Source organism: Burkholderia anthina (assembly GCF_902498995.1).
Lineage (GTDB): Bacteria > Pseudomonadota > Gammaproteobacteria > Burkholderiales > Burkholderiaceae > Burkholderia > Burkholderia anthina.
In genome coordinates, this window is record NZ_CABVLY010000018.1 from 39530 (window position 1) to 53364 (window position 13835).

General features: G+C 69.5%; 12 protein-coding genes. 4 read left to right on the forward strand and 8 right to left on the reverse strand.

The genetic code is table 11. The features are described from left to right. Window positions 1–10: 10 nt before the first annotated feature. The 4 genes from BME24068_RS21985 to gtdA form a co-directional block, all read right to left on the reverse strand. On the reverse strand, window positions 11–1219 hold the full coding sequence (locus tag BME24068_RS21985) for a 3-hydroxybenzoate 6-monooxygenase (protein WP_096499091.1): 1209 nt from the start codon (window positions 1217–1219) through the stop codon (window positions 11–13). Window positions 1220–1240: 21 nt separating this feature from the next. Further along, window positions 1241–1882: a maleylacetoacetate isomerase gene (maiA, locus tag BME24068_RS21990; protein WP_174927360.1), complete on the reverse strand. Its 642-nt coding sequence runs from the start codon at window positions 1880–1882 to the stop codon at window positions 1241–1243. A 34-nt stretch (window positions 1883–1916) separates the two neighbouring features. Further along, window positions 1917–2615, reverse strand: coding sequence for a fumarylacetoacetate hydrolase family protein (locus BME24068_RS21995; protein WP_096499095.1), 699 nt, complete (start codon window positions 2613–2615; stop codon window positions 1917–1919). A 90-nt stretch (window positions 2616–2705) separates the two neighbouring features. Then, window positions 2706–3752: a gentisate 1,2-dioxygenase gene (gene gtdA, locus BME24068_RS22000; protein ID WP_174927361.1), complete on the reverse strand. Its 1047-nt coding sequence runs from the start codon at window positions 3750–3752 to the stop codon at window positions 2706–2708. 164 nt (window positions 3753–3916) lie between these two features. Here gtdA and BME24068_RS22005 point away from each other — a divergent pair, with 164 nt between their 5' ends. After that, a complete protein-coding gene (locus tag BME24068_RS22005) occupies window positions 3917–4861 on the forward strand; it encodes a LysR family transcriptional regulator (RefSeq protein ID WP_174927362.1) in 945 nt (314 codons plus the stop codon). Between the two features lie 45 nt (window positions 4862–4906). Here BME24068_RS22005 and BME24068_RS22010 read toward each other — a convergent pair whose 3' ends face one another. The 4 genes from BME24068_RS22010 to BME24068_RS22025 all read right to left on the reverse strand — a co-directional run bounded on the left by BME24068_RS22010 (window position 4907) and on the right by BME24068_RS22025 (window position 8748). Further along, window positions 4907–6175 carry an NAD(P)/FAD-dependent oxidoreductase gene (locus BME24068_RS22010; RefSeq protein WP_096499101.1) on the reverse strand — a complete coding sequence of 423 codons (1269 nt, stop codon included), beginning with the start codon at window positions 6173–6175 and terminating at the stop codon, window positions 4907–4909. Beyond that, entirely contained in the window at window positions 6172–6405 is a 234-nt protein-coding gene (locus tag BME24068_RS22015; RefSeq protein WP_096499103.1) for a 2Fe-2S iron-sulfur cluster-binding protein, read from the reverse strand. Before BME24068_RS22015 ends, BME24068_RS22010 begins: the two co-directional genes overlap by 4 nt. Before the next feature lie 286 nt (window positions 6406–6691). After that, window positions 6692–7819 carry an NAD(P)/FAD-dependent oxidoreductase gene (locus tag BME24068_RS22020; RefSeq protein ID WP_174927363.1) on the reverse strand — a complete coding sequence of 376 codons (1128 nt, stop codon included), beginning with the start codon at window positions 7817–7819 and terminating at the stop codon, window positions 6692–6694. Continuing rightward, a complete protein-coding gene (locus BME24068_RS22025; RefSeq protein ID WP_174927433.1) occupies window positions 7816–8748 on the reverse strand; it encodes a 4-hydroxyproline epimerase in 933 nt (310 codons plus the stop codon). Before BME24068_RS22025 ends, BME24068_RS22020 begins: the two co-directional genes overlap by 4 nt. 662 nt (window positions 8749–9410) lie before the next feature. On the opposite strand from BME24068_RS22025, the gene BME24068_RS22030 reads away from it, so the two are divergent. The 3 genes from BME24068_RS22030 to BME24068_RS22040 all read left to right on the forward strand — a co-directional run bounded on the left by BME24068_RS22030 (window position 9411) and on the right by BME24068_RS22040 (window position 13714). Beyond that, a complete protein-coding gene (locus BME24068_RS22030; protein ID WP_096499106.1) occupies window positions 9411–11036 on the forward strand; it encodes an APC family permease in 1626 nt (541 codons plus the stop codon). Window positions 11037–11106: 70 nt separating this feature from the next. Then, entirely contained in the window at window positions 11107–12699 is a 1593-nt protein-coding gene (locus tag BME24068_RS22035) for an aldehyde dehydrogenase (NADP(+)) (RefSeq protein ID WP_174927364.1), read from the forward strand. After that, the gene (locus BME24068_RS22040) at window positions 12692–13714 is read left to right on the forward strand and encodes an Ldh family oxidoreductase (RefSeq protein WP_174927365.1); all 1023 of its coding nucleotides are present in this window, start codon (window positions 12692–12694) and stop codon (window positions 13712–13714) included. The genes BME24068_RS22035 and BME24068_RS22040 overlap by 8 nt, the downstream gene beginning before the upstream one ends. The last annotated feature ends 121 nt before the right edge of the window (window positions 13715–13835 follow it).

Sequence of the window (13835 nt, forward strand, 5' to 3'; positions counted from 1 at the left end):
GAAGTGCGCGTCAGGCGACGGACTTCAGGCAATCCTCCGCACGCCAGCCGTGCAGCCAGTCGAGCGAGTCGTAGAACTGCGCCTGCGTGCGTCCGACCCACAGCGCGTTACGCACCTGCCGCTCGACGCCCTTCGCGTGATAGATCCGCCCCATCTCGCGCGCCGAATACAGCACGCGCGCGGTGCGCGGAATCCGTGCACGCTCGTACAGCGCGAACGCGGCTTCGAAATCGCCGTCGGTCTGCGCGACGGCCGCGCCGAGCGTCACCGCATCCTCGAGCGCCTGGCACGCGCCCTGCGCGATGTATTGCGTCATCGGATGCGCGGCATCGCCGAGCACCGTCGCACGCCCAGCACTCCAGCGTTCGACCGGATCGCGGTCGGCGGTCGCCCAGCGCTTCCACGACGTCGGCCGGTCGAGCATCTGCTTGGGCAGCGGATGAATGCCGTCGAAGTACGACAGCACTTCTTCCTTGCTGCCCTCGCGCACGCCCCAGGTTTCCTGCTCGCGGCTGTGGAACGTGACGACGAGGTTGTATTGCCGCCCGCCGCGCAGCGGATAGTGGACGAGATGGCAATGCGGGCCGGCCCACACGACCGGCGCGTTGATCTGCAGATCCTTCGGCATGTTCTCGACGTCGACGACCGCGCGGTACACGACGTGTCCCGTCACGCGATGCGCATCGCCGATCAGCGCATGACGAATCGCGGACTTCACGCCGTCGCAGCCGATCACCGCATCGGCGCGATAACGCTCGCCGCGCTGATCGGTCACGGTCACGCCATTGGCATCCTGCTCGAACGCGCACACCTGCGTGCCGGTCCGGAACGCGATCAGCGGATGATCCTTGACCGCTTCGTAGATCGACAGGTGTATGTCCGCGCGATGGATCACCGCATACGGGTTGCCGAAGCGTTCGCGATACGCGGCGCCCGTGTCGATGCGCGCGACTTCCCGCGCATCGACGGCATCCATCAGTTGCAGCCAGTCGGTAAACACCGCCCGGCCGCGCGCGGCCTCGCCCACGCCCAGCGCGTCCAGCGCGTTGAACGCATTCGCGGCGAGCTGGATGCCCGCGCCGATCTCGCCGATTTGCTCGGCCTGCTCGAGCAGCTTCACGCGAATGCCCTGGCGCGCGAGCGCCAGCGCCGTCGCGAGCCCGCCGATGCCGCCGCCGATCACGAGCACGCGTCGGCCCGGGTTGTTGTTCTCGTCCATGTCTGTCTCCTTCTTCGTGTGTTACGCGACGTAGTCCGGCTGCCGCTGCGGCTGCGCCGCGTCGAACGCCAGCTCGTGCCGCGCGTGCTCATATATCGCGAGGCTGCGCGGGTACGCGCTCAGGTCGCAGTCCATTCGCAGCGCGTTCGCCACCTGCGGCACGAGGCACACGTCGGCGAGCGTCGGCGCGGCGCCGAAACACCACGGGCCGGTGTCCGCGCGCGCGAGCAACCGCTCGACGCCGGCCATCCCTTCCGCGACCCAGTGCCGATACCACGCACTCTTCTGCTGCGGCGTGACCTTCAACTCGGTATCGAGGTAGCGCAGCACGCGCAGGTTGTTGACCGGATGGATGTCGCACGCGATCAGCGTCGCGAGTTCCAGCACGCGCGCGCGGTGCTGCGGCTCGAGCGGGATGAGCCGCGGCGCCGGATGAAGCTGGTCGAGGTAATCGATGATCGCGAGCGACTGGCCGAGACGGAAATCGCCGTCGACCAAAGCGGGCACCGACGCCGACGGGTTCACCCGCGCGACGTAGCCGGCATCTCGATGCTCGCCCGTGCGAATGTTCACGGGCAGCGTGTCGTACGACAGCCCCTTCAGCGCGAGCGCGATACGCACCCGATAGGACGTCGAACTGTTGAAAAAACTATGCAGTTGCACGATGGGACCTTTCGAGGAAATCGACGAACGCGCGTCAGACCACACGCACGGTCAGCTCGCCGAGACGCTCGACGCCGACCTTCATCTCGTCGCCCTTGACCACCGCGCCGACGCCTTCGGGCGTGCCGGTGAAGATCACGTCGCCCGGTTCGAGGCGGAAGAATTTCGACAAGTCCGCGACCGTTTCCGCGACCGACCAGATCAGGTGCGACACGTCGCTCTTCTGCTTCGTCGTGCCGTTGACGGTCAGCCACAGGCCGGCCTGCTCGAAATGGCCGGCTTCGCTCGCCGGATGCACGGGCCCGATCGGCGCGGAGCGGTCGAACGCCTTGCCGATTTCCCACGGCCGGCCCATCTCGCGCATCTTCATCTGCAGGTCGCGGCGCGTCATGTCGAGACCGACCGCGTAGCCCCACACGTGCTCGAGTGCCTGTTCGAGCGGAATGTCCGAACCGCCCTTGCCGATCACCGCGACGAGCTCAGCTTCGTAGTGATAGTTCTGCGTCTGCGACGGATACGCGAGCTCGAGCGTTTCGCCGTACGCGACCGGCACGATCGAATCGGCCGGCTTGCAGAAGAAGAACGGCGGTTCGCGATCGGGATCGAAGCCCATTTCACGTGCATGGGCGGCATAGTTGCGGCCGACGCAGTACACGCGGCGGACGGCGAAACGGGCGTCGCTACCGGCGACGGGAAGCGCCACCGGCGCTTCGGGCGGGAAAACATAAGTCATGAACGGCTCCAGCGTAGGCATGAATGAAGGAATGGGCGCCGCCCGGGCGGCGCACCTGACGAATCGGGAAAAGCGGGGAAAGCCGCGGCGTCAGTCGCGCGCCTCGCGCAGCAGGTTCAGCGCGGACAGCACGGGCCGGTCGGAATAGCTGAACAGCACGCTGTCGGACGACGCCGACAGCCGCACCGGCGCCCACGACGGCGCGACGAAGATGTCGTGCGGCTCGAACGCGAACGCGTCGTCGCCGATGTGCGCGGTGCCGCTGCCTTCGACGACGCAGTAGATCGTCGCGTCGGTGCTGCGATACGTGCGGCCGTCGAAGCCGGCCGGCAGGAACTGCATGAAGGTGGCGATCGTCGGCATCGGCCAGCCGCCCGTCGCGGGGTTCACGTAGCGCAGCTTCACGCCGTCCCACGCGTCGAGTTCGCCGTTGCGGTACAGCGCGTCGAGCGCCTCGCGGGTGCGCGCATACGGATAGCTGAATATCGGCGACGTCGGATCGCTCGCGCGATGCCGCACCGGCACCATGTTGTGACCGAAGCGCGCGAAGCTGTCGCCTTCCGCGCGACTGACGGGCTGTTCGGCTTGCGGATAGTTCTCCGCGAAACCCGCGTCGAGGCTGCCGACCAGCGGGATGTCGAGACCGTCGAGCCAGACGACCGGCTCGCCGCCGTCTTCCACGGACGGATTGCCGTGGTCGTGCCAGGCCCACGACGGCGTGATGATGAAGTCGCCCGGATGCATCGTCGTGCGCTCGCCGTTCACCGCGGTCCACGCGCCCTTGCCTTCGACGATGAAGCGCAACGCCGACTGCGTATGCCGGTGGCTCGGCGCGATCTCGCCCGGCAGGATCAGCTGCAGGCCCGCATACAGGCTCGGCGTCATGCTCGACTTGCCGGGCAGTCCGGGATTTTCCAGCACCAGCACGCGGCGCACGGCTTCTTCCGCGCTGATCACGTTGCCGGCCTGCATCACCAGGTCGCGCACCTGCGCGTACTTCCAGATCGCGGCCTGCGCGGCCGGCTGCGGCGTCTTCGGCACCAGGTTGTGCAGCGACTCCCACAGCGGCGCGAGGCGCTGCTCGGCGATCCGTGCGTAGTACTCGGCGCGCGTGGTATCGGGGTGTCGGCGGGTCATGATGTCTCCTTGAGGCGGCCGATCGCTGTCGGCGCGGTATCCGGTCGAGGACCGCGTGCGGCGGCCCGTTGACGAATTTATATTCGACGCAGACATACCCGGTAAAATGGTTAAATCATCTAATCCATATTATTTTTGATATACTTTCCGATACGGAGCATGCGATGGACTGGACCTACCGGCTGCGATTGCGCCACCTGCAGGTGCTGCTGAGCCTCGCCAGCACGGGCAACCTGAGCCAGTCGGCGGCGGCGCTCGCGACCACGCAGCCCGCGCTGTCGAAATGGCTGAAGGAGCTGGAAGAGGATGTCGGGCTGCCGCTGTTCGAGCGGCACGCGCGCGGCTTGCGGCCGACGCCGTACGGCGATGCGCTGATCGAGCACGCGCGCCGCGTGGAGGCGCAGCTCGACGTCGCGCGTGACGACATGGCCGCGCTGCGTGAAGGCGGCAGCGGCCTCGTGATGATCGGCACGTCGGGCGTCGCGGCCGCCGATACGGTGCCGCTCGCGGTGTCGCAGTTGCTGAAGCGGATGCCGCGCGCGCAGGTGCGACTCGCCGAGAGCACCATGAACCAGCTGATGCCGCAGCTCGCGCGCGGCGAACTGGACATCGTCCTGGGCCGCTCGGGGTCCGCGTCCGTCGATCCGCACCTGCACGCCGAGGCGCTGTATGTCGATCCGGTGGTGTTCGTCGCGCGGCCCGATCACCCGCTCGTCGGCACGGCGTCCATCGGCTGGGATGCGGTGCTCGCCTACTCGTGGATCGTCTGGCCGCCCGGCACGCCGGTGCACAACGCGCTGCAGGTCGCGCTGACGGCCGCCGGCCGCGTGCAGCCGCCGCACTGCGTCGAGTCGAATTCGTCGATCCTGAACCTCACGCTGCTGAACAACACCGACCTGCTGGGCGTCGCGTCGCATCGTGCCGCACGCCGCTTCGAACAATTGAACGCGATCCGCATCCTGCCGATGCAGCTCGAAGGCCAGGGCGCGGTGTCGATGTACTGGCATCCGGACAGTGCGAACCGCGCGGCCGTCGCGGCCGCGATCGAATGCCTGCGCGCCTGTGCGGCGCCGCAGGTGGGCGGATGGGAGAAAGTGAAGGAGGAGTAAGCGGCGAAGCGGCCCGCCTGAACGGGGCCGCCTCGCCGTAGCGCATCACGCGCCGTCGCAGGATGCCGTGTCGTCCAGCATCAGCGTGCCGACCCGCGCGGGCACGAGCGGCGTGCGCGGCACCGGCGGCGTCCAGCCGAACAGCGCCTGCGCGGCCGCGCCGCATACGCGGCCCTGGCATGCGCCCATCCCGCAGCGCGTCTGCAGCTTCGCGGCCGTCCAGCCGGGCGCCGGCGCAACCGCGTCGAAACGCACGTCCTCGCAACGGCACAGCAGCGTATCGGGCCGCGCGAGCCGGCGGATCGGCTCGCGGATCGCGAAGCGCTCGCGCACCGCGTCGGCGAACGCCTGCCAGTGCGCGCGCTGCGCGACCAGCGCGGCCAGCGGCGCCGTCTGCCCGGTGGCCGCAAAGCCGGCGATTTCGCCTTCGACCATCGCCAGTTCGCTGCCGCCGACGCCCGTGCACTCGCCTGCCGCGAAATACCCGTCGCGGCTCGTGCGCTGATGCACATCGACCGCCACCGCGCCGCTGTCGATCCGGCAACCGAGATGGCTCGGCAGCACGGTGTTCGGCACGAGACCGAAGCCGCACGCGAGCCGGTCGCAGTCGATCTCGAATTCGCGCTCGCCCTGCCGGATCCGTACGCGTTCGAGCCGCTTGTCGCCGAACGCCTCGACGACGTGCGCATTGGGCCGGTAGGCCGCCGTGACGAGCTTCGCGGCTTGCGCGACCTTCGACGGCCAGCGCCACAGCCCCGCGCCGAAACCGGCCACGTCGCCCCACGCCGCCTGTTCGAGCACGTGAGACACCTGCGCGCCGGCCTGACGGGCCGTCGCCGCGCTCGCGAGCAGCAGCGGACCGCTGCCGGCGATCACCGTGCGCTGCCCGCGCACGTCGAGGCCGTACTTGATCAGCGCCTGCAGACCGCCCGCGCCGGTGACGCCCGGCAGCGTCCACCCCGGGAACGGCAGCAGCAGCTCGCGCGCGCCGCAGCAAAGAATCAGCGTGCGGAATTCGAGCAGGAGCCCGCGCTCGTCGTCCTCCAGCAGCAGCGTGCCCGGCTGCGTTTCGGCGACGATGCGCGTGGCCGCCAGATGGGTCACGTTCGGCTGCCGCAGCACGGCAAGGCGTTCGGCGGCGGCCCGCACTGGCGTGGCGGCGGCCGCCTGGCGCCAGATCTGCCCGCCCGCGCGCGGGTTGTCGTCGATGATCGCGATCGTGGTGCCGCTGCGCGCGGCGGCCCGTGCGGCCGACAGCCCGGCCGGGCCCGCGCCGACGATCGCGACGTCGACGCTCAGTCGTTCCTGTTTCATCGCGTGCGCTCCACCCGCATCCCGTCGCGGCACAGCGTCTGGCAAGCCAGACGGCGGCGGCCGTCGATCGTCATCCTGCACTCCTGGCAGATGCCCATACCGCAAAACGGCGCGCGCGCCGCACCCGTGCACGACACGCGCGTCGTGTCGTCGCCGCTCGCCGCGATGGCAGCCGCGACGGTCGCGCCATCGGCCACCGTCAGCGCGCGGCCGTCCAGATGAATGATCATGTCAGCCTCCGCCGGGCCGCCCCAAGGGGGCTGACAGCCCCCGCGGGGGGCAGCGAACGAAGTGAGCGTGGGGGTCGTTTCATGTCAGCCTCCGCCGGGCCGTCCGGCACGTACGGGAATCGGCCATCGAGGGATGGGGGGACTGCGTCCCCCCAAGCGAACGAAGTGAGCGTGGGGGTCGTTTCATATCAGCCTCCGCCGGGCCGCCCCGCACGTACGGGAATCGGCCGTCGAGGGATGGGGGACTGCGTCCCCCCAAGCGAACGAAGTGAGCGTGGGGGTCGTTTCATGTCAGCGCTCCGGCTACGGGGGACGTCGTCAGGAAACGTCCCGGCAAATACGGTTCGATGTCGATGGGCGGACGCTCGCCGGCCATCAACGCGGCGACGAGCCGCGCGCTGCCCGGCGCGGTCGTGACGCCAAGCCCTTCGTGCCCGACCGCGAGCCACACGCCCGGGCGCGCCGGATGCTCGCCGAGCAACGGCAGGCCGTCGGGGCTCGCGGAGCGGAAACCCGTCCACGAGCGAATGCCGTTCAGGTCAGCCAGATCCGGCAGGTAGCCGACCGCGCGGCGCAGCATGCGCGCGAGCACGGGCGGCTCGATGCGCGCGTCCTCGGTGTCGAACTGGCGCGACGAACCGATCAGCAACTGGCCGGTCGGCCGCGGCTGCACGTTGAACGCGACCGACGTGCCGTCGCTCGCATGCGCGCTCGCCGCATAGCCGAGCTCGACGAGCTGGTGCGACACCTGGCCCGGATAACGGTCGGTAATCAGTAAATGGCCCTTCTTCGGGCGCAGCGGCAGTTCGGGCAACAGCGTGCGCGCCGCGACGCCGTTCGCGACGATGACGCGTTCCGCACGCAGCGTGTCGCCGCTCGCGAGCGTCACGCCCGGGCCGTCGACCGCCACCGCGCGATCGCGCCGCAACGTGATGTTCGGTGCGCGCTGCAGCAGCCAGCTCGCGGCAACCGGTGCGTACAGAATCGCGTCGCCGGGAATCTTCAGCGCACCGCCGAGACCGGGACGCAGCATCGGCTCCAGCCGCGCGAGCGTCGCCGCGTCGATCAGGTCACCCGCCACGCCGTGCGCGGCGAGCGTCGCCTGCTTCGCGCGCGCGAGGTCCATCTCGTGAGAATCGGCCGCGAGCCACAGCGTGCCGCAGTTGCGGTACGCGCAGCCGTCCGGCATCTCGCCGGCGAGCGCGCGCCACAGCGCGATCGAGTAATGACTCAGCGCGAGCTCGGCCGCGTTGTCGTCCATCGCGACGAGGTGACCCATGCCGGCGCCGGTGGCGCCGCCGCTCGCGTCGTCGACGACGAGCACGCGCAGCCCGCGCTGCGCGAGTTCATGCGCGCATGCCGCGCCGACGATGCCGGCGCCGATCACGACGACGTCGGTCCTGGTCTCGCTCACGACACGATGCCCCAGCCGAACGGATCGTCTTCCTCGATCAGCAGCGTGGCTTCCGCGCTCAGGTGCGCGCTGCCGCGGATCGTCGGCACGATGCCGCCGTCGGCCTGCGTATAGCTCGCCTGGAACACGCTGCCGATCACGCTCGCCTGCCGCCACACGACGCCCGGTTCGAGCTTGCCGTCGGCGGCGAGGCACGCGAGCTTCGCGCTCGTACCGGTGCCGCACGGCGAACGGTCGTATGCATGGCCCGGGCACAGCACGAAGCTGCGGCTGTCGTGTTCGGGATCGTCGGCGAACAGTTCGATATGGTCGATCTCGCCGCCGTTCGCGCCCGTAATGCCGCCCTGTTCGAGCCCGGCACGCACCGCCGACGAATAGGCGGTCAGCGCGGCGACGTTGTCGCCCGCCACGCGCTGGCCGTGACCGCTGATCAGGAAGAACCAGTTGCCGCCCCACGCGATGTCGCCCTTCACCGGGCCGTAACCCGGCACGTCGACGGCGACGCCCTTCGCATGGCGATACGCGAGCACGTTGCGCACGCTGACCGACAGGTCGTCGTGCAGCGTCGCCTCGACGGTGCCGACCGGCGTTTCGATCCGGTGGACGCCCGGCTCGATGCGGCCCATGTGATGCAGCGTGCGCACGACGCCGATCGTGCCGTGCCCGCACATCCCGAGATAACCGCTGTTGTTGAAGAAGATCACGCCGGCCGCCGCTTCCGGCGACACCGGTTCGCACAGCAGCGCGCCGACCAGCACGTCGCTGCCGCGCGGCTCGAGAATGCACGCGGTGCGATAGCGATCGTGTTCGCGGGCGAGCACGTCGCGGCGCTCGGCCATCGTGCCGTTGCCGAGCGACGGGAAACCGGACACGACGAGCCGCGTGGGTTCGCCGCCCGTGTGCGAATCGATGATCTGGATGCGCTTCATCATGAGCCGTCCGAAGTGGGGAAAGGAGCATAGCTTCCTCCGTCGCGCGTCCGTCCGCTTGTGGCTTTTCGATGAGGACGGCGACGAAATCGGCATAGTGCGGAGCACCTTTCGCGGCCCTTCCGCGCACTATGCCGATTTCGTCATTTTGCTCCGCGATACGGCTCAAGCGTGATGGGTGTTTGCACGGCGATACTGGTTGCACATCGACGCGCCTGTCGTCGATCGATACGAAGCAGGAGATTGCAGTGAGTCGAAACGCCATCCAGCGGACCGGAGTTTTCCCCGTCATCAGCAACGGGGCTGCACCGGGCTCTTCCATCGCTTGCGACACCACGCACCGCGCCGAAAAGAACCGGGCGAACCGCTGACCGCGCCGATCGCGCGGGTCGATTCTTCCGGCGGCGCAGCGGCTTCCCCCGTCGCGCCGTCACTTCCGGTCCGGCATGGCCCGTACGGGCCCGCTCGCTGCGTCACCGCCTCCGGCGGCGCATGAACGGCCCCGCGGCCCGCACCGGTCGCACGCCGGCCGGCAGGTGTGCGCCGCTGCTCCGTGAGAGCGCGGCGCAACCGCACCTGCCCCGACGCACCTGCCCCGACGCACCTGCCCCGACGCACCTGCCCCGACGCACCTGCCCCGACATTACCCAGGAGACAAACCCATGCCAGGCCAAGGCAACACATCCTCGTCCGTTCCGATTTCCGGTCCAGCGTCCGCCGACGCGGGTCACGGCAAGTTCAAGAAGCAGTTGTCGCTGACCGACCTGACGTTCATCGGCCTCGGCGCGATTTTCGGTTCGGGCTGGCTGTTCGCCGCGAGTCACGTGTCGACGATCGCCGGCCCGGCCGGCATCTTCTCGTGGCTGCTCGGCGGCTTCTCGGTGCTGCTGCTCGGCATCGTCTACTGCGAACTCGGCGCCGCGCTGCCGCGCGCGGGCGGCGTGGTTCGCTACCCGGTGTTCTCGCACGGCCCGCTGCTCGGCTACCTGATGGGTTTCATCACGCTGATCGCGTTCTCGAGCCTGATCGCGATCGAAGTGGTCGCCGCGCGCCAGTACGCGGCCGCATGGTTTCCGAGCCTGACCCAGGCGGGCTCGAGCGATCCGACCACGCTCGGCTGGCTCCTGCAGGCCGGGCTGCTCTGCTTCTTCTTTTACCTGAACTATTCGAGCGTGAAGACGTTCGCGAAGGCGAACAACATCATCAGCGTCTTCAAGTTCATCGTGCCGCTGTCGGTGATCGCGGTACTGTTCACGTTCTTCAAGCCCGCCAACCTGACCGTGCACGGCTTCGCGCCGTTCGGCATGCCGGGCATCGAGATGGCCGTGTCGGCCGGCGGCATCATCTTCGCGTACCTCGGCCTCACGCCGATCGTGTCGGTCGCGAGCGAAGTGCGCAATCCGCAGCGCACGATCCCGATCGCGCTGATCCTGTCGATCCTGCTGTCGACGCTGATCTACGTGCTGCTGCAGCTCGCGTTCATCGGCAGCATTCCCACCGACATGCTCGCCGCCGGCTGGCACGACGTGAGCAAGGCATTCTCGCTGCCGTACCGCGACATCGCGCTCGCGCTCGGCGTGGGCTGGCTCGCGGTGATGGTCGTCGCCGACGCGATGATCTCGCCGAGCGGCTGCGGCAACATCTACATGAACGCGACGCCGCGCGTCGTCTACGGCTGGGCGAAGACGGGCACGTTCTTCAAGATGTTCACGCGCGTCGACGAAGCGTCGGGCATCCCGCGCGCGGGCCTCTGGCTCACGTTCGGTCTCGCGATCTTCTGGACGATGCCGTTCCCGTCGTGGGAAGCGCTGATCAACATCGTGTCGGCCGCGCTCGTGCTGAGCTACGCGGTCGCGCCCGTGTCGGTCGCCGCGCTGCGCCGCACCGCCCCCGACCTGCCGCGGCCGTTCCGCGCGGTCGCGTTCGGCATCACCGGCCCCGCATCGTTCGCGATCGCCGCGCTGATCGTCTACTGGTCGGGCTGGAGCACGGTGTCCTGGCTGCTCGGCCTGCAGATCGTGATGTTCGTGATCTATCTCGCGTGCCGCCGCTGGGTGCCGACCGCGCACCTGAGCCTCGCCGAGCAGGTGCGCTCGTCGGCATGGCTGATCGCGTTCTACGCCGCAATGATCGTGCTGTCGTACTTCGGCGGCTTCGGCGGCACCGGCCAGCTCGCGCATCCGTACGACACGGTCGTCGTCGCGGCCGTCGCGCTCGTCATCTACTACTGGGGCGCCAACACCGGCATCCGTTCCGACAAGCTCCAGCTCGAAGACGACGAAGGCTGACGCCCCCGCGTCCCCCTTTTCACTCCGGCCGGGCCCATCACGCCCGGCCCCGCATTTTCCGAGGAAAACCATGCAACTCACAGGTCAGCTCCTGATCGGCCAGTCGGCCGTCGCCGGACAGAACGGCACCCTCCACGCGATCGCCGCCGCCACCGGCGACACGCTCGAACCCGCGTTCGGCGGCGCGAGCCTGCAAGACCTGGAGACGGCCTGCGCGCTCGCCGACGACGCATTCGACACGTACCGCGAAACGCGCCCCGAGCAACGCGCGGCGTTTCTCGACGCGATCGGCCGCAACATCATGGCGCTCGGCGACGACCTGATCGAGCGCTGCGTCACCGAAACGGGCCTGCCGCGCGCACGCGTCGAAGGCGAACGCGGCCGCACGGTCGGCCAGCTCGCGCTGTTCGCATCGCTCGTGCGCGACGGCAGTTACGTCGATGCGCGCATCGACCCGGCCCGCCCGGACCGCAAGCCGCTGCCGCGCGTCGACCTGCGCCTGCGCAACGTCGCGATCGGGCCGGTCGCCGTGTTCGGCGCATCGAACTTCCCGCTCGCGTTCTCGGTCGCCGGCGGCGATACCGCATCGGCACTCGCCGCCGGCTGCCCGGTGATCGTCAAGGCGCACTCCGCGCATCCGGGCACGTCCGAACTCGTCGGCCGCGCGATCCAGCAAGCCGTGCGCGAATGCGGTCTGCCGGCGGGCGTGTTCTCGCTGCTGTTCGACGCGTCGCGCGAAATCGGCCAGGCGCTCGTCGCCGATCCGCGCATCAAGGCCGTCGGCTTCACCGGCTCGCGCCGTGGCGGCGTCGCGCTGATGAACATCGCGGCCGCGCGCCACGAGCCGATTCCGGTCTATGCGGAGATGAGCTCGATCAACCCGGTGCTGCTGTTCCCGGCCGCGCTCGACGCGCGCCACGGCGCGATCGCGCCGCAGTTCGTCGCGTCGCTCGCACTCGGCGCCGGCCAGTTCTGCACGAACCCGGGCCTCGTGCTCGCGATCGACGGCCCCGCGCTGCGCGCCTTCGAAGCCGCGGCGGCCACCGCCGCGCAGGCCACTGCCGCGCAGACGATGCTGACGCCGCACATTCACGCGAGCTACGCACAAGGCGTTGCCTCGCTGCGCGCGCACGACAAGGTCGAGCTGCTCGCGGAAGGCGTGGAAGGCAGCCGCTACCAGGCGCGTGCGGCACTGTTCGCCACCTCCGCGGACGCGTTCATCGCCCACCCCGAACTGCGTGACGAAGTATTCGGCCCCGCCTCGCTGATCGTCCGCTGCCCGGATGCCGACACGCTGCATCGCGTGCTGAAATCGCTCGAAGGCCAGTTGACGATCGCCGCCCATCTCGCCGACGGCGATGCCGCGCTGTTCGCCGCGCTGCGCCCGACGCTGGAGCGCAAGGCCGGCCGCATTCTCGTCAACGGCTTCGGCACGGGTGTCGAGGTCGGTCACGCGATGGTGCACGGCGGCCCGTTCCCGGCCACGTCCGACACGCGCACGACGTCGGTCGGCGCACGCGCGATCGAGCGTTTCCTGCGGCCGGTGTCATACCAGGACGTGCCGGACGCCCTGCTGCCCGACGCGATCCGCAACGGCAATCCGCTGAACGTGCCGCAACGCATCGACGGCGTGCCCGCGCCGCGGGAAGCGCGCGATGTCTGAGCCGCTCGCCGAAGTCGTCCTGTCGCTCGATGAGGTGCATGCACTCGCGCTGCGGGTGCTGACGCACAACGGGATGTCCGATGCGCATGCGCAGGCGATCGCCAACGTGATCACGCAGGGCCAGCGCGACGAGTGCCACTCGCACGGCGTGTACCGGCTGCTCGTGTGCGTGCGCTCGCTGAAGAAAGGCAAGGTCGATCCGCAGGCGGTGCCGACGCTGCGCCGGCTGTCGTCGTCGATCGTCGCGGTCGACGCGCATCGCGGCTTCTCGCTGCTGAGCTTCGAAACCGGCCTGCCGGTGCTCGTCGAGATGGCGAAGCAGCACGGGATCGCCGCGATGGCGATCAACCACTGCTACCACTTCTCGGCGCTGTGGCCCGAGGTCGAAGCGATCGCCGCCGAAGGGCTGGTCGGCATCACGATGAACCCGAGCCATAGCTGGGTCGCGCCGGAAGGCGGCCACGAGCCGGTGTTCGGCACCAACCCGATCGCGTTCGCATGGCCGCGCCCGGACGGCGTGCCGTTCGTGTTCGACTTCGCGACGAGCGCGATCGCTCGCGGCGACATCGAGCTGCACGCGAAGCAAGGCAAGGCGATCCCGCCGCACTGGGCGATCGGCGCCGACGGCCAGCCGACCACCGATCCGAAGGCCGCGCTGCAGGGCGCGATGCGCACGTTCGGCGGTCACAAGGGTTCGGCGCTCGCGGCGATGGTCGAGCTGCTCGGCGGCGCGCTGATCGGCGACATGACGAGCCAGGAGTCGATGGACTTCGACGAAGGCGTCGGCGCGACGCCGTGCCACGGCGAACTCGTGATCGCGTTCGACCCGAAGGTGTTCCTCGGCGACGATCTCGACGCGGGCCTCGCGCGCGGCGAGCGGATGTTCGGCGCGATCATCGGGCAAGGCGCGCGGCTGCCGTCGCAACGGCGCTTCGACGCCCGCGCGCGCAGCGTCGCGAACGGCGTGCGGATTCCGCAGGCGCTGTACGACGAAATCCTGACGCTGCTCGACTGACGCGCGAGCGGCGGCGGCCGCCATTGCCGGCGGAACGGCGGTGCGGCCGCCGCCCGCCGTTCCGTGCGGCGATGCCTGCACCCCGCCCATGCCCCGCTCACGTCCCGCCTGCGCGCCGCCT

Coding starts and splice junctions, on each gene's coding strand:
- BME24068_RS21985 (WP_096499091.1), bottom strand. CDS start 1,219: ATGGACGAGAACAACAACCCGGGCCGACGCGTGCTCGTGATCGGCGGC.
- BME24068_RS21995 (WP_096499095.1), bottom strand. CDS start 2,615: ATGACTTATGTTTTCCCGCCCGAAGCGCCGGTGGCGCTTCCCGTCGCC.
- gtdA (WP_174927361.1), bottom strand. CDS start 3,752: ATGACCCGCCGACACCCCGATACCACGCGCGCCGAGTACTACGCACGG.
- BME24068_RS22005 (WP_174927362.1), top strand. CDS start 3,917: ATGGACTGGACCTACCGGCTGCGATTGCGCCACCTGCAGGTGCTGCTG.
- BME24068_RS22010 (WP_096499101.1), bottom strand. CDS start 6,175: ATGAAACAGGAACGACTGAGCGTCGACGTCGCGATCGTCGGCGCGGGC.
- BME24068_RS22015 (WP_096499103.1), bottom strand. CDS start 6,405: ATGATCATTCATCTGGACGGCCGCGCGCTGACGGTGGCCGATGGCGCG.
- BME24068_RS22025 (WP_174927433.1), bottom strand. CDS start 8,748: ATGAAGCGCATCCAGATCATCGATTCGCACACGGGCGGCGAACCCACG.
- BME24068_RS22030 (WP_096499106.1), top strand. CDS start 9,411: ATGCCAGGCCAAGGCAACACATCCTCGTCCGTTCCGATTTCCGGTCCA.
- BME24068_RS22035 (WP_174927364.1), top strand. CDS start 11,107: ATGCAACTCACAGGTCAGCTCCTGATCGGCCAGTCGGCCGTCGCCGGA.
- BME24068_RS22040 (WP_174927365.1), top strand. CDS start 12,692: ATGTCTGAGCCGCTCGCCGAAGTCGTCCTGTCGCTCGATGAGGTGCAT.